The organism is Paenibacillus guangzhouensis, assembly GCF_009363075.1.
GTDB lineage: Bacteria > Bacillota > Bacilli > Paenibacillales > Paenibacillaceae > Paenibacillus_K > Paenibacillus_K guangzhouensis.
Genome location: NZ_CP045293.1, coordinates 6037477 through 6060108, shown reverse-complemented (window position 1 = coordinate 6060108; position 22632 = coordinate 6037477). Strand labels below are relative to the sequence as shown.

Genomic DNA, 22632 nt, shown 5'->3' with positions numbered 1-22632 from the left:
TGTCACTCTGTTGTATTCACATAATGTTAGACGTCTGAGTTTCTAAAAAGTTGCGGTTTCTTAAAAAAAAAATTTCAAAAGATATTCGAAACTTGCTATCAGGCTCTACATCAACATTTGCCATATAAAAAAGACACGGTTGTTAGTATATCATGTTGATATACTAACGTCATCATGCAAAAACTGTAAATATCCAAAGAATAAAAAAGACACCTTATTAGGTGTCTTTTGAAATATCAATACAATATAACGTCACGAATATTATCGAATTCTCATCGCAAGATCAATGATTGTAGCACGAGCTTGTGGATTGGAATCCAAGTTCTGATACATCCGATCAAAGCTATCCTTATTATCGAGGTAAGTTTTTTCACGTTTAATTGTCGTATGAGACCAGCTAATCAGTTCATTTTCTGCAATGGTCAGTGCGTTAAACGCATCATGGAAACCTGTCTCTTGAACAAGTTCTTCCATAACCTCTTGTGTAATCTCACGCAACACGCGAGTTTCTTCGATACGTTTCTGCATAACTTGCGATTTTTCTTCAAATTTAGCTTTCGCTCTTTGATAATCCACTTGCGGTTTAGCCAAAATTTTATTCATATGTCGAACTCCCTTAGTCGTTTTTCAATTATTGTATCCCAAAGTAAACAAAATTACAAAGTCTCACCAAAGAATTCCTTTTGAACCCCACATTAAAGAACAACTCATGACTAAACAAAAGAAAGGGAGCTCAAGGCTCCCTACTTTTAATTCGAGTAAATTTTAGGCAGTTTCTTCATATCAGCCATAACTCGCGAAATAATAATCGCTGCATCACTACGAAGTAATCGTGAATCCGGTTGGAAATTGAAACCTTTCTTAGGGTTTGTCGGGTCAATTGGGATTCCAGTAATGAAGTTTTTCTTCGCAATTGCTGCAATAGAAGGCTGTGCATAGTAGTCAATCTTACCGCCATCTTGGAACACTTTATTCACTGCGGTTTTCACCTTCACTGGATCTGTCTCTAATTTCAAATTCAATGCTTTGGCAATCATTACGGCAGCATCCTGTCTAAGAATATGACGATCCGCTCCAAAATATTGGGGTTCTACGCCGCGTACAATCCCTTTACGTGCCGCAGTCTCAATATAACGGAAATCCCACAAGCCATCGAGGTTTACACTCTGTAAACTACTTGGAATGTCTGTAAAGTGCTTAGGATCACCCTCATAATTCAAAGGAATCTCAAGTGCGCGCACAATCATGCGTGTAAATTCAGCACGTGTAACATACTCATCCGCACCAAACATACCTGATGGATCAACAGCATTCATAACGCCTTTTGCGAAGATTGTCTCAATCGCATCACGTGCATACGGATGTAGTACTGTGTCATTGAAGGAATAGCCTAATTTAGCGACAACATAATATCCAAAACGAGTGAACGGCACTTTGATAACATGCTTCTTCTCATCGACAACGCCGCCAATGTTCTCCCATTGCTTAAGAACAGGGTCGAAACGGAATACCGTAATTAATCGACCTGCATCCTGTGTCATCGTAGGATCATAGCTTAACGTTAGTGTACCTGGCTTCGATGGCACAAGCTCACGATCAGCACTTCGCATGAAAAAGAACGGAACGTTCTGATTCTTAAGCGGGAATGGATCATTACCATACATAATGGGATCATAAGCCATTCCTGTGCTGATATCATCAGCCATACCTGGATCTAACCAGTATACGGAACTAGCTTTAACAAACCTCGTCGGGAAGTTCCCTCTATAGACTTGCTTACCATATTCCAATTCAAGATTGTAGTTAGCCGGTACTGGCTCAAAATCATGGCGATCGATAACGCCATCATCCGGGTTCGCAATAGCAAACAGGATACGATTTCCTGTGTACACTTGTCCCTTAAATTTATCTGTCGCATTATAGTCTGTACGAACTAGATTCGTATCCTTAGCGAACGTTAAATTTAATTTCCCTTCAAATACTTTATGCGAGTTTTTCATTTGTTCCATAACCTGCATGCCAGGGATCGTCGTAGGCACATATTTCACAGTAAAGGAATCTTTCGTTACTTCTTTCCCTTTCGTGATCACCAGTTCAATTTTATTATCTTTATTCGGCTTGAGGTCGTACACCATAGCTCTGAAGGCTTCAAAACTATTGGCCGTCGTATCATCATTGTCCGGATCATACATGAACTTCTCTGCTTCTTTCTTCTGAATCGTCATTTTCTCCGCGCCAGGAGAAGAGATAACAACCTCAACATAGTTCTGATTCAGAATACGCTTCTCAACCTTTGGCTTTTCAATCGTATACGGAATCGCAATAGGCTGAATTTCTAAACGGTAAGATGCGAACGGACCATTATCCCCACTATTATATACATAAATATTGTATACTTTAGGGCTGCCATCTCTCGGCAATTCATGATTCAACATCACGAAAGAGAAATTCTGCTGCTCGTAATCATATACAACGGAAATCCCAGGAACACTCGATCCCGTCTGGAATGTTTCTCCATCCTGTTTCGCCGTAAACGTGTTAGCTAGTGTCCACACGATATCCTGCTCACCAGGGGAAGTAACTTTTACTTTGTAATTTGTTAATGCAGTTCCTCCAGCTAAACTGGTCAGTTTTGCAGTAACCTGGTTTTTATCATAACCTAAATCAATAAAATCAAATGTACCGAAAATGTTCATATGAGCTTGTTTGGACATATAAACGCTGCCCTTTTTCTCAAAATTCGGATCATTTACTTTCGGCGTGTTGTAACTAGTACTGTAAGGGAACACCCCGTCTGTACCCGGTGCAGGAATCACTGGAAGATTCGTCGGAATCAAAGTGAGCTTAATTGTCTGCTCATAAGTATTCTTCGGCGTCTTAAATACGAATTTGATCGTATTGTCACCTGTTTTATACAAGGCATCAAACGCTTTTTGTTCTATGTCTGTGCCACTTTTTAATTTGAATTTTGTTTTGTCTGTCGCATCGCCTTCAAGTTCTACAAGCGTGTTATTGATATATAAGAAGACGCTTTGCAGTTGAGCTGGCGTTCCAGTCGTTGAATATCGAATTTCATCCGTGTTAGCAACATTAAAAATTTGTCCCGAGAAGGAACTTAGTTCCCCTATTAGAAATGCCAAAGCATCCGTACGAGTTGTGTCATATTTAATGATTTTCCCATCAAATAGTGAACTATACTTTACAAATGGCCCATATAACAACGTTACAGGTATATTTTTCTTAGAACCATTTGTATTAAGTGTAAGTTCAAGCGTCATCTTCCCTGCAGTCGGCAGCTTCGTTATTTTAAGGAAAATTCGTTGAAAACGCTGCTCAACCCCATTAATCGTCTTATAAACGTATAATGCAGGGACCCCTGTAATCATTTCAGCAGCATAGCCAGTATTCGGAACAGTGTTCCCTAGATTATCAACAATTTTAGTTACAGCAACGGAATCCGATCCCGTTGGGTTCCCCACTAATACTTCCACGCCAACCGGCACGGAATTCATATTTGCATTCATCATGCTAATGCCTTGCATCGTTTCAAGTTCTGCAACTGTTGTACTAGCCGTATATCCAGGCAAATAATTCACGTCATAAATATACGATTTTCCTTGATCGTTCAATGTAAACTGCATGAGACCAGATAAATCTGTTCCCGGTGAAGGTAACTTCGCAAAGTTCCAACCACTAAATTGAATCGTATGAGGCTGATCAAGCGATAATCCCGCTAAACCCGCATCAAATATAAGCGTCATAAATTTAGTGCTAGGATCTTGCGTAAATCCGGGGATTTCCGTACTGATACTTGTAATATCAGTGTATGCTGCACTATCAACTGAATATTTTAACGCTGCATCAGTAAGATTGCCTACGGCCGGCTTATACGTACCGGTCGTTGCTGGTGGTACTGGCGGAGTATATACAACAGGTACAATAACTTTCCCTGTTACTTTTAATGCATTACTCGGATTTATAGCAATATTCGGATTCGTCGCCAAGTCACCTGAGTTTACGCCATCCGTCACGTTTAGATCATAGAAGGTTACTTCACCGTTATAAAAAGCAATTTCACGCGTTGTTTCCGTAACTTGGTTGTTATTGTAGACTTTAATATTAAGGATATTCTTCCCTTTACGGATATTTACTGGAGATGCCACGAACTTCCAGTTATCCGTGCTGCGTACCGTATAATCCCAACTCTTATTATTCACTGTTACGGTAACCTTCTCAGCATTAGGTGCATTCCCCGTGATACTAATGTCCGCTGTCGTACGACCATTGGTCGCGTCAGAGTATACCACTGTAGTCGAATCTTCTTTAACATCGAAATTGTTACCATTTAGTGTAGCAGTCAGATTATACATCATCGGCGCATTGCGGTATTCGATGTAGATCGAATCCTCTACACTAGAAGTCCCTTGCGTTCCTTTGAAAGTAATTCGGTTCAGACCTGGGAACAACTTAATATCAAATACTTGAATACTTGATCCATTTAACGTAATATTCCCCGTCTGTCCCTCACGAGAATCAACAATAACTTCCTCGTATTCTGTCGTCGAACCAGATTTCAGCTTCTTATAAATTTGAACAACATCATAAGAGATTGTCCGTCCGATAACATTATGGATCGTACCATTTAAGGTTAGACGCTCATTATTCACAATACGAGCAGCATCATCCAATTTGTATTGCTCGTTAGGAAAGGAAAAGTTGTGCGCGTCAATCGCCGCCTCTACCCTATCCGGTGCGATCGGGATCAGCGCCACCAGCAGTGCGATCGCCATAATGATTGATAATATTTTCTTCAAAAGTATGTCCTCCTTTAGTAGATTCGCGATTAATTTCATTACCCTCCATGGATTAATCTATGTACTGTAGTTATCGGTCACTACATGCCGAATTTTTAGAGATTTGGTAGGAAAAAGTAAGCACAAAATAACCCCACAAAGTGGTGCTTTGCCTCCGAAGAGACTCAGGTACTTTGCGGGGACCCCGAAAACTTAAACTAAAAAACAGAAAGCCCCTATCGCATAGGCGATAGAGGCTCTTAAGTATTTCTTCTATAATATTATGATTTCGATTGCGTTTCCGTTTCGGTCTTCATTAAGAACCGGCTGAGGAAGTGAATCACTGGTTTCTTGGTCTTGTCCACGATCCCGATGACTTCGGCACCGATCTGCAGGAGGAAGATTAAGATAAATGCAACGATAAATGTCACCCAATTCGCTTCGTGTGCTGCGGCAACGGATTGAATTACCGCGAGTACACCGAAGAAGGTTGCGATCGCATAGATCACTAATACGGTTTTGCGGTGACTTAGACCTAGCTCACGTAAGCAGTGATGCAAGTGTCCTTTGTCCGGCGCAAAGATTGGCTTCTTACTCCGCCAGCGACGGATAATCGCGAAGAATGTATCCGACAGCGGTACCCCGATAATGAAGAGCGGCGTTAAGAAGGAGACAATCGCCACCTGCTTGAACCCAAGCATCGAGAGCATCGCCAGGCTGAAGCCAAGGAACAGGGATCCCGAATCCCCCATGAAGATCTTCGCTGGGTGGAAGTTGAAGAATAGGAATCCTACAATACTACCGAGTAATAAAAGACTAATTAAGATAACGGTCGTATTGCCCATGATGAAGGCCATCGCGAGTATTGTAGATATCGCAATACCCGATACACCTGCAGCAAGACCATCCAGTCCGTCGATCAAGTTAATGGCGTTCGTTACCCCAACGATCCAGACGATCGTAAGCGGGATAGCGATCCAATCAGGCATCGACAGATAACCGTGACCGAACGGTACATTTACGAAGTCTACCGTGATGCCGAAGCCGAAGACGACGACACAAGCAGCGATAATCTGACCTAGCAATTTCACTTTAGCTGATAATTCAAATCTATCATCGAGTGCACCGATCAACACAATGATCGATCCACCTGCGAACAACGCTTTGACCAAATTGCCTTCTCGGCTGGCAAACATATTATCTGGCAACCAGGGCAAGAGTAATAGAAAACCAATCCCAAATGCGAAGAAAATTCCGAGACCGCCTAATCGCGGCATAATGCGTGTATGCACTTTACGAGCATTCGGCATATCCATGGCGCCGACTTTCACTGCAAATTTCTTCACTAGCGGCGTAAGCACGAGCGCTAACCCTAGTGCTAATATAAAGCCGATTCCGTAAACCATTCCCATTGGTCTTTTCAACCCCCATTTTATCTACCGGAATGAATTATACTCTGTTCATATTCGAAATGCTATCCCTGTTTTTATCCATTTCGAAGTGTTTTCAGAAGATTTCACCGATAATTTCATGGTTTTGTGACGTTTTCTTTCTCGCGTATCACTTTCCACATGAATTTCGGGAGCGCAAGCATTCTTTTGAATCGCCAAGGCTCCTTCATGAGACGATAGAACCATTCAAGCCGCATTTTCTGGAACAGCTTAGGTGCACGTTTGAGCTTGCCGGAAATGACATCAAAACTACCTCCAACGCCCATCATCACCGGAACACTCAATTGTTCCCGATACTTTGCAATCCAAGGCTCTTGTGTGGCTGCAGAGCGCGCAACGAACAAGATGTCCGGCGCAGCCTCTTGGATTTGAGACACCACGGCTTGATCCTCATCCTCGCCAAAAAATCCGTTACGCACGCCAACGATCTGTACATTGGGATATTGAGCAGCAAGTCTACGCGCAGCCTCCGTGATAATCTCCTGCGAAGTGCCTAACAGAAACACGCGCCACGATTGCTCATCTCCAAGCTTCATCAGATGGTGCAGCAGATCAAAGCCCGTAACGCGCTCTGGTAGAGGACGTTTGACGTAATTGGCTGCCCATACAATCCCAGCCCCATCCGGGACGATCAAATCGGCCCGCTGCATGATTTTCAGCATCTGAGGATCATTTACAGCAGCCATGACCATAATCGGATTCGCCGTAATGACGTGGTTCACTGTACGCCGTTCAATCGCGTTTGTTAAATATCGTACTGTCTCCTCCATATTCATGGTAGAGAAGGGCACGCCGAAGATCGGCAATTTCTCCACTGCTACTGCTTGTTGTTGACTGCTCATGTTCACGAATAACTCATCCTTTGGGTCCATGATAATATCACTCAGCGGTTCCCTACTTTATTAACGGAAATATTGAACAATTTGTTCTGCAGGTTCACTCGCTTGTTGTTTTAAATTTTCAATAGATTCACGTTTTTCTGCTTGCCACTGTGTACGGTTGTTTAATAGATACGCAGCTTCGCCCGACATTAAGTCCGGATTCAAGACATCTGTCGTACCGACCGGCTCCATCTGTAACCGATGCAAGAAATGATCGATCTTCGGATCATACGAAATCCCGATCATTGGGACCTGCTGCGATGCCGCATAGATTAAAGAATGCAATCGCATGCCCACTAGCAGCTGACAACGACTCACTTCCGCTAACATGCTTTGCGGCTGCTCATGCGGCGGACAGATCGAAACCTGACATCCAAGTTCCGTTAGATCGCCCATTCGTTCGATGATATATCTTGAGGCTTCTTCATCACTTGGCAAATGGAACGGCAAGAAACGCAAATGAACGGGATGCTGCTCACATAGCAAGCGGAGCGCATCTGCAATGCGATGCATGTCACTGCGATCTTCTTTCCAGTAGCGGACGGAGACACCAACCATAGGAAGGGTCAGCTCATTGGCGTCTAACGCCTCGGCATGAATCTCAGGATCGTTCGAGATCGGCAAGCCCATGACCGGGTCAGGCACGACATGAATGCGTTCTTCAGCCAGCCCCATCGTCTGCAACAATTCAGCCGATTCAATATCCCGTACCGAGACGAATTTGCTCCGTTGAAATGCGTTCCGAATGAATGGGAAGAATGACTTCCGGTTCACCGGCCCTACCCCTTGCGAATAGATAAACGTCGGCTTCCGAAGCCATTGCGCCAGCTTAATTACGCCTAGATAATAGGGAATCGTCTTCGAGCCTGTCGCATCCTGCAGCAAGCTTCCACCACCACTGATCAGACCGTGGCTCGTCCAAATCGCACGGAACACTTTCCGAAAGTCCATCCGATGCACGGCTTGCACTTGATACAGGCGTTTCGTCAGCCTAGGGTTAATTGATAGCACAATTGGAACAATTGGAACCCCTTGGGCCTTCGATTCTTGCTCGAGCGCCGTCAAAATCGATCTGAGTACCGCTTCATCCCCGCTATTGTTGAATCCGTAATATCCTGAGATGACTATTCTTCGAGGAGTGGCGACCATTTTTTCCAACACCTTTCAACGATTTGCCAGACGAGTACTGCGACCAAACCGATAATTAAGCCAAGACCAAGACCTAATAATCCGCGAATGAGCGAGATCATAACCGGCGAGTGGATATGCGCGAAGGTATCGACCATCGACAACTGGCCCATGACCGCAATAATAAAGAAGAAACGGCCCCACGCATAACGCAGCGAAACGAACAATCCGACCATAAATAACGGATGTGCGAGTAAGAACTCTTTGTTCCGTGGACGAACGCCCATCAAATTTTCAAGCAACGAGCGGAACGTCAATTCTATAGAAGAAACCGATCCGCTATTCCCCGTTCTTGTCAAATAGTAGTACCCCGCAGCAGCCGCAACGACGAATGCAACAACCATAATGACCGTAATCGGCATACGGAGCCATCTGCGCAGCTCTTTTAAGACAGAATCACCGCAGTACAAGAATACATATAACGCCACAAGACCGATCGGTGCCAAGTGAAGCAGACTGACGCCGCGGAATTGATTCAATACCAGACTGTAGCTAATGTTGTTCAGCAGCGCAATCATAAATGGAACAGCCATAAGCGAGATAATCGCCGTCTTCACATATTGAATCAAGGTATGAACGAGACGTGTACCGGCAGATAAATCACTGTTCGCTTCACGAAGAGCTTGCATTTTACGAATAACGAGAATAAGCGCAATGGTCGGCGCACTAATCGATACACCAAGAGCCAACGCTTGTTCGAGCAGAGCTGGCTTTAGCTTGTACAATCCAGCAGCACCGATCAACCCAAGAATGAATGCCGGTGTCATTAGCAATGGAATGAAATACGAAATTAACAACGAAATAAACGCAACAGCGCCAATCACGACAATAAGCTTCAAATAATGCTGCAAGCTAGAGTCTGTTACCTGGAATGGCTCAGCTTGTCCCATTGTAAAGCCGTTCTTCTCAATATCACGAATGGCATGACCTGGGGCTTGCAAGCTGCGCACCAAGTTATCGAGCGAGTTCGTCAATTCAGCCTTCGTCAAATCCTTCGCGGCAGCGGTATTCAGATACAGCATCCGAATATTACGATCCTTCGTCGCAAGTGTGAAGCGATCGGAGATCGTCGCTGGCGACAAGGAAGAATCCTGTTCACTCAAAGAGTACAGCCGAACCACATTGTAATCGATCAAATACGAGAGCTTCTGAATGCCCTTCTGCGGCTTCTTCAAGTTCTCAATGGTGGCAATCCCAATATTGTGCTCCTTCAATCGGTTCGCAAAATCCGTTAATGTGCCTCTGTCTGCCTCATCACTGAATCCTGTCACCGACTCGCCGTCAAAGATAATTCGGTTAACACCAAGGTTGGAATATGTCGACAATAGCTGTTCTGTCACCTGTGAATCGTACGGGAGTGCATCCGTCAGACGAGGGACAATATGAAATCCACGATCGTGGAGCATTTGCATCGTAATCGGATCTTGTTGCATCGGTTTCATCAAGGCTTGATCTGGTGAAGCTTCAATGACAAGTCCATTCTGTTCCTTGAAAGACCAAGATCTTACTTCATAGCCGAGACGAGTGAACGTATCCCGGATGATTGGCGCGAGCGCCTTCTCATTCTCAGCACTTGTGAACAGCAAATTCGTATAGTTCTGCTGCAGATTGACAGGTTGTCCCGTTAATAAAGACAACTCATTCGCATTAAAGAGCTGAATACGGCGGCTCGACTTAAATTCAGACAATGTACTCTCATACATCGACATGGATTGAACGCCGGCCTCTTTTAACTTACCTAGCCATTCTTGAATAAAAGCATCGGGGTTCGGCTGAAGCGCAGCGACGTCTACCAAGTCGCGATAATCAAATACAAATTCAACCTTTTTCGAAGTATTCTCCGTCTGAATACGGTCATAGACAACTGGCAGCGCGGCAATAATGGCCACAATGACAATCCACCATAACCATGAGCGAATACGTGTATTCCAAGGATGCAAACGTTGAAGCACAGAAAAACCTCCTAAATGATGTACATAAAATTTCAATACCTCTCCAGAAATTTTGAAGATTTCCGGAGAGGTCGTCAAGTTGGATACGTGTTTGGACGGTACTTATACTATAAACGTTCTACTACGGCCGCGACAAGTCGATCTAGAGCCGCTTCAGACTCGGCGTATGACTCCCCTTGAACCGCAAAATAGATTTTAATCTTAGGTTCCGTGCCAGAAGGGCGCAAGCAGAACCAGGATCCGTCCTCAAGGATGAACTTCAATACATTCTCTGGCGGCAAGCCGTCGACACCCGCAGAGTAATCGATGCATTCTTTAATGTTCACTTCCGCAATCGACTTCGGCGCTTGCTCACGCCATGCGGTCATGATCGCCTGAATCTGAGCTACACCGTCAATTCCCTTCAGCGTACGTGACTCTAGCTTCTCCATAAAATATCCAAAGGATTCGTACAATTCATGCAGTACATCGTATAATGTCTTCCCTTGGCTCTTATAATAGGCAGCCGCTTCACAGATCAGCATCGCAGCAATAACCGCGTCCTTATCTCGGGCATAGTTCCCTGCAAGATAGCCATAGCTTTCTTCATAACCAAATAAATATGTATAATTGCCTGACTCTTCAAATTGAGTCATTTTCTCGCCGATATATTTGAAGCCTGTCAATGTATTCATCACAGTCGCGCCATAGTGCTGCGCAATCGTGGCACCCATCTCACTTGTTACGATCGTCTTCACCACAGCGCCATTCGTCGGCAATTGCCCTGCTGCTTGAAGCTGGCTAAGCAAATAATTAACCATGATCGCCCCGGACTGATTACCTGAAAGGACAACATATTCACCCGCAGCGTTCTTCACCACAGCGCCCATCCGGTCTGCGTCAGGATCCGTTCCGATAATGATATCCGCATCCACTTCAGCCGCAAGCTTCATCGCAAGCGTGAATGCTTCGCGTTCTTCCGGATTCGGCGATTTCACCGTTGAGAAATTCCCGTCTGGCTGCTCCTGCTCTGCAACGATATGGATGTTCTGGAACCCAATCTCCTCTAAAACGCGGCGAACTGGAAGGTTTCCAGACCCGTGAAGCGGCGTAAATACGATACGGAAGTTCTCGCCTAATCCACTTTCGCCAGCAATACGCGCACGATTACGACTCTCAGCTGCAACCGTCTGAATGTACTTTTGATCTTCTGCTTCCCCTAACCATACGAGCAAGCCTTTCGCCTCTGCTTCTTCTCTTGAGATGCTGCGAATGGCCGCAAACGAAGGGACACGGCCGATTTCAGTAATGACTTGTTCCGCTTCATGAGGAACAAGCTGGCCGCCTTCACGGTTATAAACCTTATATCCGTTATATTCCGGCGGATTATGACTTGCCGTAATTACAATACCACCCGTTGCGTTCAATGCACGAACCGTATAGGATAGCTGCGGGGTTGGGCGAAGCGACTTGAACACTTTAGCCACAATCCCATTCCCTGCGAGCACCAATGCAGTCTCCAGCGCGAACTCTGGTGACTGATTCCGTGAATCATAAGCAATAACAACCGAAGGCTGTTCAGAAGCCCCTGCCTGCGCCAAGATAAATGTCGCAAAACCCTGCGTCGCACGACCAATGGTATATTTATTCATTCGGTTGGTTCCAGCGCCCATAATGCCGCGCAAGCCGCCGGTACCAAACTCCAATTCTTTATAGAACCGCTCCTCAATCTCACCCGGTTGATCCGCGATCGTACGCAGTTCTTGCTTCGTCGCATCGTCAATAAGTGCATCTTGAAGCCAGTTTTCATACATTTCTTGCGCAGTACGTGTTTCAGTTGTCATTAGAAATAAGCTCCTTCCGAATTTTAGGTTTTATCTCTATTGAAAGTTCATGCCCCGCAGTCATTATTGAAGGGCGAACATGATTTCCCCTTCACACACGACTTTACCGTCCACCGATGCGACAGCTTTGCCTTTACCAATGGAACCCTTCAAGCGAATAATCTCGACTTCAAGACGAAGCGAATCGCCCGGCGTCACTTGACCACGGAAGCGGAAGCCGTCTAGGCCAGCCAGAAAACCGATTTTACCTTTATTCTCTTCTTTCATTAAAATCGATGCTGCACCTACTTGTGCAAGCGCCTCAACGATAAGCACACCCGGCATCACAGGATATCCTGGAAAGTGGCCTGCAAAATGCGGCTCGTTCATCGTTACATTTTTAATCCCAACGGCACGTTTGCCTTCTTCCACCTCGATAATGCGATCTACGAGTAGAAATGGGTAGCGGTGTGGAATAATTTCTTGAATTTGCTGCGTATTTAACACGATTTTTGCCCCTTTCGAAATTCACGCTCAATCAGCGTATGAATAAAAATCTCTTGCCATGTAAAAGCTACCATCGTCCTTCATGTGCTGCAGAATGTGAAGGTTAAGATAAGGAGCTTATTTCGAGTGCCTAATCCGCCTCTGAATAAGCTCTTTTTGAACGATACGAATTGTTCATGATGCGGAAGGAATCCCTTAAAGACGTTCACCCTTATTGACGGATGATATTGGCGATTCCACTTGATTTAACCCTCTAAATTGTATGATATACATGATGGAAGTTACAAATGAGAAGACAATGACACCCCAGAGCAGTATTTCTGCATAGGGGAACTGGAAGAAAATCCACATGATCGCGACGTATAACAATACCGTAGTGAGCTTGCCCATCCAATTCGCTGGAACGGTCTGAAGTCCCCTAAAATGAAAAAAGGCAGACCCAATAATCATCCCCAAATCACGAACGGCCATCGCCGTCGCTGCACTCCAAGGGAGGTCTCCTGACCATAGCAAGGAAACCATCACGGCGAGCATCATGGACTTATCTGCGAGGGGATCTAACATGGCGCCTACTTTGGTAATCTGATTCGTTCTGCGCGCAATATAGCCATCCACAATATCCGTTAGTCCCGCTACCAAAATGATGAGAAACGCAAAGTATCTAGACCCATAAGCGAAGACCAAGATATAAATGGGGATTAGCGCAAAACGGGCCAACGTCATTAAATTGGGCACATTCAAACTAGGGTCCCCCTCAGTGTCTCAGTTCTCCCAATCATTATACAACTCTGGTAATAAAAATAAAACTCCCCGTAGGAGGAGTTTCATACTGGCCAAAATGGCCTATGTTCTATTTGGCAAAGATGAGGTCGAATACATGCTGCCACGTCGCCCATTGAAATACATCACCGAGCGGACGTTTACCAATAATCACGTAACCGATGGATAAACCCGCATAAATCGCAATAACCCATATGGCAATAAAGATCAGAACGCGTGCTATACGCCACGCTGGCTTACGCTTCCGTCTCTTGACTGCAGTTTGTTTTGGTTTATCGGTACGAGCATCCTGTCTCATTTCATTCTGAACTTCATTCATTGGACTATCCCCACTTCAACTGCTACTTACGCGCGCAGATTATTCGCGAGTCCCATCATCGTATCACTGGATGTTAAAGCTCTTGCTGTCAATTGATACGCGCGTTGTACTTGCATAAGATCAACCATTTCATTCGCAAGATTAACGTTCGATTGTTCTAAGGCTCCTTGGCGAATCGCAATGTCTTTCCGTGAAAACGGGTCCGCAGGATCCATATTCGCAAGGTCCACGCCTTGCATCACATTCTGCGGCGCACCGTACGGCAAAATGTAGAAATTCTCATCCGTCTTCTGCAGCAGTCCCGGCTGCATCGGTTCGGCGACTTTCACGTACCCGATATCCAGAATCTCTGGCGAGCCCGGTTTCTGCGCTGTAATATGGCCTTTCGCATCTACTTGCATCGCGTAGCCGTTCGGAATTTTAATCGGTTCACCATTAATATCTAGAACTTTATATCCTTGGCTTGTCGTTAAATAGACATTGTCTGTATCTTGTTTATCCAGCACGAGATTGAAGGACCCATCGCGCGTCCATCCTACTGTACCTTGGTCGTCGAGCGCAATCTCGAACATCGCATTGCCTTCCACGGCCAAGTCCGTCGGAACGTCGGTCACTTTCAAGGAACCTTGCGTCGTATCCTCGGACAACGAAGACATTCGCGTCCCCCAGGACTGCGTGAACCCGAGGGGTGTCGCACGTCCCGGCTGCTTCATCTTCGCATCATGCGTCGCAAGATTCGTCAGCACGTCTTCGAACGAAGCCTGCTTTGCTTTATAGCCTGTTGTATTGGAATTCGCCATATTATCGGAAATGATATCCAGCTTCTGCTGAATGCCGGACATCGATACCATCGCGGAAATCATCGAATTATTCATGGATTAGATTACCCCTCTCACGTGACGCGGATCAAATCCGCGAATCTGAAGAATGAACTGCTCTCTAGACGCGTCCCACTTCATTGACGGCTTTGTCCAAGCTGCGATCATAATATTGAATGATCTTCTGGTTCGCTTCATAAGCTCGTGCAGCTGCCATCATGTCGACCATGGACTGCGCGGAGTCCACGTTCGATCGTTCCACCGAACCTTGACGCAACTCCACATTATCGCCCTGTCCAAGGGGACTTGCATTATTCGCAGCGTCTTCTTCCGTCGTGAATTTATAATTGCCGTCGCCTTCGCGAACCAGCAAATTCGGGTTCTCAATCCGGGTAATGCCAATCGGGTTCAATCCCGCTGCGGGCTGACCCGACGTCGTGTCGATCCACTGGCCCTTCGCATTGACATGCAGACTTGTGATCGGAACATTCAGCGTGATCGGCTGGCCATTGCTGTCCAGCACTTTACCGCCTGTACTGCTTAACAACTCGCCGCTCTCATTTACTTTAAATCGGCCGTCTCGCGTATAACGTGTATCACCATTGGCATTCTGCACTGCGAAGAATGCTTGGGGCTTGTACATCACGTCGCCATTATCGAGTACTTTGCGCCCGTTCGCGTCGAATGCAATCGGCAAGTTCGTGCTCGGATCCACGGCGGACAAATTCGCCACTAGAGCAAAATCCGTCAGGTTCCCCGTCTCTGTCACATCGCCCGGCGTATATTGCGGCAGGCTCTCCTCCGCGAACACGCCAGTATTCAGCTTCCCTAAGGAGCCGCGCGGATTATGATCGCCTCCCATTAACGAGACGAGCATCTCTGGAAAAGACCGTTCCACCGCGTTCACTTGCTTGTATCCCGGTGTATTAATATTAGCAATATTATTGGTTACCGTATCATGTCTACGCTGCTGCGTTATCATTCCTGCGGCAGCCGTATATAGGCCTCGAAGCATCGTGGATCCCCCTCATCTAAATCGATTGATGCCATGTACGCATCACATTTACGTATATAGCCTATATCGGTTTATTTGAAGTTTTTCTTTACGACCTTGTCCAAATTATCAAGCATAATTCCCGTACCCTTTACCACGCAATGCATTGGGTCCTCAGCAATGAGCACCGGCACCTTCAACTCCTCGGCGAGCAGCTCGTCCAATCCGTCCAATAATGCGCCGCCACCTGTAAGGATAACCCCGCGATCAATAATATCAGCGGACAATTCCGGCGGTGTCCGTTCCAATACCGACTTAGCCGCTACGACAATGCTCGTCACCGATTCCCACAGCGCTTCTCGTATTTCACTCGAATTAATCGTCACCGTAAACGGAAGCCCAGATACCATATCGCGTCCACGGATGTCCATCTCTGCTTGACGTCCATGTGGATAGACAGTTCCGATATTAATCTTAATATCTTCCGAAGTCCGTTCTCCAATTAACAATTTATATTTATTCTTAATATATTTCATGATCGCAGCATCGAACTTGTCCCCTGCGACTTTAATAGAAGAGGCGGTAACGACGTCGCCCATAGAGAGCACAGCTACGTCCGTTGTACCGCCGCCGATATCAACAACCATGTTACCACTAGGCTGGAATATATCCATTCCAGCCCCGATTGCTGCTGCCTTCGGTTCTTCTTCCATAAACACTTCTTTCGCACCGCACCGTTCTGCCGCCTGACGAATCGCCTTCTGTTCAACCGACGTAATATTCGTCGGCGCACAGATCAGAATACGAGGGTGACTGTACCATTTGCGACCACCAACGCGATCGATGAAATATTTAAGCATCGCTTCCGTAACTTCAAAATCGGCAATAACTCCATCCTTCAGAGGGCGTATCGGAATGATATTACCCGGTGTACGACCGACCATGCGTCTTGCTTCTTCACCAACCGCGAGTACTTTTTTTGTTTCACTTTCGATTGCTACAACGGAAGGTTCGTCTAGTACGACACCTCTACCCTTCACGTGAATCAGCACGTTCGCTGTGCCGAGATCGATTCCGATATCCTTGCTAAGCATAATTGACCATGTCCTCCAAAGTACAAATTTAATAAAGGTAGTTCAAAAATCCCCTTTTTGAACCCACGATAATATTAAAGGATTCGACATTACCCGGGAAATTCCTTCAAAAAATGGCATACCTCTATAAATTACCACACTTTAGATTGCAGGAGCAATTACGACTTCACCCCTCACGGTTCTACGACTTGCCTGCGACGATCACTTCGCGCTTTTTGTTGCTCGTTTTCTTGTACTTGATCTTGGTTGCCTCTCCTCCCCGCAGATGTCTGATCGATTTGTGGTATTCAAGAATGTGCTTCACTTGGTCGGCAAGCTCCGAATTGATCTCCGGCAGTCGTTCGGTTAAATCTTTGTGCACCGTGCTTTTTGACACTCCAAATTCCTTCGCAATGGTACGAACCGTGTTCTTCGTTTCCACGATACAACGGCCTATTTTAATGGTGCGTTCTTTGATGTAGTCGTGCACGCTCCCGCCTCCCTACTCGAGATAGTTTGGTACATTATATGAGGGGCGTGCCTATATATTCTTTGTTTCCAAGACAGACAAGCTGAAATCTGTACAATTATTTTCTGAAAACCATGAAGCAAGTCGTGTAAAATGGCGGAAAGTTCTTGATCTGACTGACTTTGTACGCCGAAAAAGGCGAGTTCATCCCCAGATACTTGAAGGACGCTCTCACCTTAGATCGCTTGGCTCAATTACTTACTTTAGGTCAACAAGCTGAACACGCTCAGCTGAAAAATTCGTTAGCTCATGCTTTGGGTTCTTCTTATCGAAGGCCAGAACCCCCATCATTTTGTCCGTACCAACGAACTTCTCCCATTCTGAATCATCGACGATCAGGAACTTTTCCCCATAAACCCGGCCGTGCCCGATCACAACATTCCCTTCATACTTCGCATTAACTTCTTTTCCACCGATCTTAAGCGGACTGCCATTTTCCTTGGCGAATAAAATACCTGTTTCTTTCGTGACTGTCGGCAAGGATGTAAGCACTTCGGTTTTCGAGTCCTGAACCACCTTACGCAGCATCTCTTGCTCGAACAATGATTGCGCTGTACTGCTCTTCAAGACCAAGATATTATCCGCAAGTTTGACAGGGTACGTGTTGGAAGATTTCAGATCCTCTTGATACCGTGCGATATCCACCTTTATTACAGATTCATCACCATACGCGATGACACCCATCGCTTGTGGCGCAACCAAATTCTTAATAGAGTCGATCGGCGAACAACCTACCAGAACGATCATCGTAAAAACAAATGCAATGGATACGGTCATAAATCTTTTCATAGGATATCAACCTTTCTCTAATGTCTTTCTTATATCCATAACATTACGGGAAAGGCCGGCATGCAGCTATTGAATTGACTTACAACTCCATAACAAATTTGTAAGCTTCCTGAATAAACCTGAAAGACTCTACGAAAACTCGCATGAAAAAAGAAAGCCTTCATCCGGCAAATTCCGAATAAAGGCTGCGTTTAAACTGTATAGATTATTGTTTACCTAACAACGTCTGCGGATTCACTGGTTTGTTGTCTTTGTGGACTTCAAAGTGAACGTGAACGCCAAGATCTTTCTCAAGTTCGTTGCGGCTGGCTGTACCAATCACATCGCCTTGTTTGATCTCCATATCTTTCTTCACTTTCAAATCTGTCAAGCTCTGATAGATCGTTTTTGTACCATCGGCACTTTGAATCTCAACAACTTGACCCGCGACAGGGTTCTTATCTGCTCTTGTTACTTTACCGCTGAGTGCAGCTAGAACTTCGAAAGGCTTGTCGTCTTTACGCGCTAGGTCGATCCCCACATTCGGAATGAATGTATCGTTGTATTCGACCATAGCCTCCTTATGAACTTCAGAGGAATCGTTCGTATCATAGAACGGCATAACGACTTTTACATCTTTCTCATTCTCGACTGGCCAAGCGATAGGTTCGCTATTCGCTGCGACTTCCGATGCATCCGGTGTTTTTCCATCCGTGCCCGCATCTGTTGCCGTCGTACCGTCTACATTCTCGGTGATGGTGCTCGTGCTGAGGTCTGGACTAGTTTTGGATCTAGCCCCTTGGTAGACGACCAATACGGTCAATAAGATTGCGATTGCTGCCATGTACACTGCTGGAAATACCCATTTCTTCGACATTGCTCTTTTCCATGAAGACGGCTTCGCGCCCGTTGCCCCTAGTGAATTTTTAGGAGATTCTTCATGACCTGCTTTGTTTTTGTTCTGTTCATTATTCATTCTCTATCACCTCAATAACCATTGTTACCAAGGCTTTTTCTTTTATACGTGATGTGAAAAGTAATTTTTAAGATTCATAGTGGGGAGGGATTGCCAACATGATTGTGCATTATTGATTGATATGAAAAGGTAGTGGGAGAAGGTATCTCTTTCCGGTCGCTTCTTGTCCGCCCATTCCTTGATTGGATGTTATGGATGGAATGGGCTACCAAAGAGCGAACGCAGGCTCCTCCAAGAGTTACCTCCTCTCCTTTTTTATTTCATATAAGGGAAGAGAGAACCACATGCTGCAAATCGGGGGAGCCGGGGGGCTGCGAGGCTATGAATGACCAGCCTCGACAAGCTAGTAAAGTTCGGACTCGCTTCGCTAGTTATTCCTGAGGAAGGAACTCGGATGATTTCTCCAAATCGATCCCCGTATAATAATGTTTCAGAATCTCTTCCACGGACGCGCCCTCTTTGGCCATACCATTCGCTCCCCATTGGCTCATCCCAACCCCATGACCATATCCATAGGTCGTGATCTCGATATTGCCATTAATGATCTTCCACGTGAATTCGCTCGAACGCAGGCCCAGCTTCTCGCGCACTTCCTTACCCGTATAATTCTTGCCGCCAATTCGGATCAGCTTAATGCGATGGCCTTCGGTTTTCGATAATACACGCGGTTCGGCGGCGCTCGCATAAGCCTGCTGCTTCCGTGTAAGTGTTGCCGATGCAGGCAAGGAAGGTGGGGATACCTTCAACCGTCGCATGAATTGATCGAGTGTCATACGTATCGTATCGGTATAATGCGGTGCTATCGTCTTATCCCAAGGACTCGCTACACTTCGTAAATAGGGGATTTTGTTCGGCCACACATCCTCCGAGTTCTCTGTAAATCCATTGCTTGTCGAGAAAAAGGAAGCTTCGATCGGCGAGCCTTTATACGTCATAACGATTCCGCGTGTCTCACTAACGGCTCGACTCACACGAGCTAGCTTATTGCGGTTCGCGTTCTGCTTCAGTGTCTTCAGCGGCATGTAGGCTTGATGGGTAACGGTATCCGTTACATCGGCGCCCTTCACAGGAACGCCTGTTGTATCCTGCGCGGCCATGCGGCGGACAATGAAGGTACGCGCTGCAATGGCCTGCGCCTTGAGCGCCTCCATCTCGAATTCGCTCGGCATCTCTGCTGCGACGACGCCGCGGACATATTGCTCGAGCGTCACCTTCTCGATCGCTTGGTCGCCCGCGAGGTAGACGCGGACGAGCGGTTCACGCGGCACAGCCTCTTGCAGAGGCGGGCTCGGCGCGGGTTTGGGTTCACGGACGGCGATCGTCTCGTCCGTCACAGGGCTTGCCTGCCGCTGCACGAGCAGCGCGGGAATGATCATGCACAGCAGGAGCATGCCCGCCGCCCACGCGAGCGGCCCCCGCCGCGTCAGCCTGCTGCGCGGCGGCTTGCGTCCCGCGCGGGCGACGACTTCGCCGCGCGGGACGCGGGGTTCGCGGGCGGGGGCTTGCACGCCCGCGGGGGTGGCGCCGATGCGAACGGTGCGGTCTTCCGCACGTGCGTTGGCGCTGCTCTTGCGCCCGTCCTCCACAGGACGGGTATGATCCTCTGAAAGCTTCACCGTCATTCGTGTCATTGCTAGGTTCCTCCGTCTGCTTGTCTTTCTACTCTACTTAATCTTATGAAGCGAGAAGACATGCTAGAACTCCGAATAGATCCGAATAGAATCAATTGCACCTTGCCGTGCTTAGATTCACGTTCTATGATCTAGTACTAACATGAGATGTAGAGTCCATCCCAATCTAGTATTCCCTAAAACAAATATCCCTAGTATTTCACGACTTTCTCGACATGGTTCAGTCATCATTTCTTATTCGGCCGCAACGCAAAAAGACCGAAACGACAAGTCGTCTCGGTCTCTCACGTCCAAAGCTTATTTAGGCCCAAGTAGGCTGTACTTGGAACAACGGTTTCTTCTCTTCTTTCTTCTCCGCTTCAAGTGGATTCAGCTTCGACTCATCATAGGACACGCGGTAAATATCCGCACCTAATTTCGAGAGCTTCTCCGCCAAATTCACATAGCCGCGATCAATGTGATGTACGCCACTCACTTCCGTCGTGCCTTCAGCCACCAATCCCGCACAGATTAAAGCCGCACCTGCGCGTAAATCGGTTGCCATCACTTTGGCACCGACGAGCTTCGAGCCGCCGCTAACCATAGCCGTACGGCCATCCACTTTAATGGATGCGCGCATGCTCATGAACTCCTCCACGTGCATGAAGCGATTCTCGAACACCGTCTCCGTGACAACGGAAGTCCCTTCAGAGATTAATAACAACGCCATCATCTGGGATTGCATATCCGTAGGGAATCCTGGGTAAGGCAACGTCTTCACATCAACCGAACGAAGTGGGCGGTCCGCGATTACACGAATGCCATTCTCATCTGGCTCCACCGTAACGCCCATCTCTTGCATTTTCGAGATGACTGGACCCAAATGATCAGCAATCGCGCCCTCAACGTAGACATCGCCGCCTGTCATTGCTGCTGCAATCATATACGTACCCGCTTCAACACGATCCGGGATAACCGTATGCTCCGCACCTTGCAGCTTCTCGACACCTTCAATCCGAATGATGCCAGTACCCGCTCCGCGTACCTTCGCACCCATCGCATTCAGATAGTTTGCGAGATCCACAATCTCAGGTTCTTTGGCTGCATTCTCAATGATTGTCATGCCTTCAGCTAGCGTCGCTGCCATCATAATATTTTCAGTTGCCCCTACGCTCGCGACATCAAGATAGATCTTCGCACCGCGTAAACGACCATTAATTTTCGCTTCGATATACCCTTGACCAAGGCTAATTTCCGCACCCATTGCTTCAAAGCCTTTCAAATGCTGATCAATCGGTCTTGTGCCGATCGCGCAGCCGCCTGGCAATGAAATACGAGTGTGGCCCAATCGTGCTAATAAAGGTCCCATAACAAGGAACGATGCACGCATTTTACGAACATATTCATAAGGTGCTTCGCATGACTCAATGTTCTGTGCATTGACACGGATCGTTTCATTGAGATATGTAACCTCTGCCCCTAATACCCCTAGTACTTTATTGATCGTCATAACATCGTCAAGAGGAGGTGCGTCATAGATCACGCTTACTCCATCTTCCCCCAGTAGAGAGGCAGCGATTATCGGAAGAACAGAGTTCTTTGCACCATTGACGCGAACACTTCCGGTTAACCGTTTGCCGCCGCGGACGATAAATTTGCTCATTCTGGTTCCCTCCGCGATAAATTTTTACCATTTTCTCCAAAATAACAAAGATAATGACACGCCTGTTTTAACTCAGATTTCATATTAACATTCAACCCTAAAGACTTACAAGGGTTATTTTCGTAAGTGATTCAAGATCTTCGTGAAAAAGTTACAAAATCTTAACATTTCTAATCGTTTTCTTATTTACCAGTCTTCACACAATTGTTCGATGTTATTCGACACGACTTGCACTCGCCCAATCTCGAATTAGAAGAGCCCCTTTAACCGCTGTGTCCATTCCCAATATTGGAGCACAAATTCAGATACCCAATGACCGATAATCACCGATAGGAACACGTGCAGCAGCTTCCCTTGGGGCCCCTTGGCATTCCTCAAGAACATATCAAACTTCACAACTTGAAGCGCCCACCAAGCGAGTCCAATACAACCTAACGTTACGATAATACCGACCAACCCACTTAAGCCAACCAGCGATGTCATCGAATCATCCATACCATACGCTCCTCCTCCCAATTTCAACCCAAC

19 protein-coding genes are annotated in these 22632 nt (G+C 46.3%); all 19 read right to left on the bottom strand.

Annotation, left to right across the window (positions count from 1 at the left end):
- Positions 1 to 261: 261 nt before the first annotated feature.
- Positions 262 to 603 carry a hypothetical protein gene (locus tag GCU39_RS27310; RefSeq protein WP_152396352.1) on the bottom strand — a complete coding sequence of 114 codons (342 nt, stop codon included), beginning with the start codon at positions 601 to 603 and terminating at the stop codon, positions 262 to 264.
- A gap of 146 nt (positions 604 to 749) precedes the next feature.
- Positions 750 to 4814 carry an S-layer homology domain-containing protein gene (locus tag GCU39_RS27305; protein WP_193726650.1) on the bottom strand — a complete coding sequence of 1355 codons (4065 nt, stop codon included), beginning with the start codon at positions 4812 to 4814 and terminating at the stop codon, positions 750 to 752.
- A 260-nt stretch (positions 4815 to 5074) separates the two neighbouring features.
- Entirely contained in the window at positions 5075 to 6205 is a 1131-nt protein-coding gene (locus tag GCU39_RS27300; RefSeq protein ID WP_152396350.1) for a glycosyltransferase family 4 protein, read from the bottom strand.
- A 116-nt stretch (positions 6206 to 6321) separates the two neighbouring features.
- Positions 6322 to 7086: a WecB/TagA/CpsF family glycosyltransferase gene (locus GCU39_RS27295; RefSeq protein ID WP_152397461.1), complete on the bottom strand. Its 765-nt coding sequence runs from the start codon at positions 7084 to 7086 to the stop codon at positions 6322 to 6324.
- Between the two features lie 60 nt (positions 7087 to 7146).
- Entirely contained in the window at positions 7147 to 8274 is a 1128-nt protein-coding gene (gene csaB, locus GCU39_RS27290; RefSeq protein WP_152396349.1) for a polysaccharide pyruvyl transferase CsaB, read from the bottom strand.
- Complete coding sequence (locus tag GCU39_RS27285; protein ID WP_152396348.1) at positions 8250 to 10265, bottom strand: DUF5693 family protein; 2016 nt, start codon at positions 10263 to 10265, stop codon at positions 8250 to 8252. Before GCU39_RS27285 ends, csaB begins: the two co-directional genes overlap by 25 nt.
- 107 nt (positions 10266 to 10372) lie before the next feature.
- Positions 10373 to 12088, bottom strand: a complete 1716-nt coding sequence (locus tag GCU39_RS27280; RefSeq protein WP_152396347.1) for a phospho-sugar mutase — start codon at positions 12086 to 12088, stop codon at positions 10373 to 10375.
- 63 nt (positions 12089 to 12151) lie between these two features.
- Positions 12152 to 12574 (bottom strand): 3-hydroxyacyl-ACP dehydratase FabZ, encoded by a 423-nt coding sequence (fabZ, locus tag GCU39_RS27275; RefSeq protein ID WP_152396346.1) that lies wholly within the window; start codon positions 12572 to 12574, stop codon positions 12152 to 12154.
- 195 nt (positions 12575 to 12769) lie between these two features.
- On the bottom strand, positions 12770 to 13315 hold the full coding sequence (locus GCU39_RS27270) for a CDP-alcohol phosphatidyltransferase family protein (protein ID WP_152396345.1): 546 nt from the start codon (positions 13313 to 13315) through the stop codon (positions 12770 to 12772).
- A gap of 109 nt (positions 13316 to 13424) precedes the next feature.
- The gene (locus tag GCU39_RS27265) at positions 13425 to 13673 is read right to left on the bottom strand and encodes a DNA-directed RNA polymerase subunit beta (protein WP_152396344.1); all 249 of its coding nucleotides are present in this window, start codon (positions 13671 to 13673) and stop codon (positions 13425 to 13427) included.
- Between the two features lie 26 nt (positions 13674 to 13699).
- A complete protein-coding gene (locus GCU39_RS27260) occupies positions 13700 to 14548 on the bottom strand; it encodes a flagellar hook-basal body protein (RefSeq protein WP_152396343.1) in 849 nt (282 codons plus the stop codon).
- A gap of 64 nt (positions 14549 to 14612) precedes the next feature.
- On the bottom strand, positions 14613 to 15506 hold the full coding sequence (locus GCU39_RS27255; RefSeq protein WP_152396342.1) for a flagellar hook-basal body protein: 894 nt from the start codon (positions 15504 to 15506) through the stop codon (positions 14613 to 14615).
- A gap of 71 nt (positions 15507 to 15577) precedes the next feature.
- A complete protein-coding gene (gene mreB, locus GCU39_RS27250; RefSeq protein ID WP_152396341.1) occupies positions 15578 to 16579 on the bottom strand; it encodes a rod shape-determining protein in 1002 nt (333 codons plus the stop codon).
- A gap of 181 nt (positions 16580 to 16760) precedes the next feature.
- Complete coding sequence (spoIIID, locus tag GCU39_RS27245) at positions 16761 to 17048, bottom strand: sporulation transcriptional regulator SpoIIID (protein ID WP_018754720.1); 288 nt, start codon at positions 17046 to 17048, stop codon at positions 16761 to 16763.
- Between the two features lie 237 nt (positions 17049 to 17285).
- Positions 17286 to 17876 carry a lipoprotein BA_5634 family protein gene (locus GCU39_RS27240; protein ID WP_152396340.1) on the bottom strand — a complete coding sequence of 197 codons (591 nt, stop codon included), beginning with the start codon at positions 17874 to 17876 and terminating at the stop codon, positions 17286 to 17288.
- Between the two features lie 205 nt (positions 17877 to 18081).
- Positions 18082 to 18831 (bottom strand): M23 family metallopeptidase, encoded by a 750-nt coding sequence (locus GCU39_RS27235; RefSeq protein WP_152396339.1) that lies wholly within the window; start codon positions 18829 to 18831, stop codon positions 18082 to 18084.
- A 371-nt stretch (positions 18832 to 19202) separates the two neighbouring features.
- Positions 19203 to 20462, bottom strand: coding sequence for a stage II sporulation protein D (gene spoIID / locus GCU39_RS27230; protein ID WP_152396338.1), 1260 nt, complete (start codon positions 20460 to 20462; stop codon positions 19203 to 19205).
- Positions 20463 to 20763: 301 nt separating this feature from the next.
- Positions 20764 to 22104: a UDP-N-acetylglucosamine 1-carboxyvinyltransferase gene (gene murA / locus GCU39_RS27225; RefSeq protein ID WP_152396337.1), complete on the bottom strand. Its 1341-nt coding sequence runs from the start codon at positions 22102 to 22104 to the stop codon at positions 20764 to 20766.
- A gap of 249 nt (positions 22105 to 22353) precedes the next feature.
- A complete protein-coding gene (locus tag GCU39_RS27220; RefSeq protein ID WP_152396336.1) occupies positions 22354 to 22599 on the bottom strand; it encodes a DUF1146 family protein in 246 nt (81 codons plus the stop codon).
- Positions 22600 to 22632 lie beyond the last annotated feature (33 nt).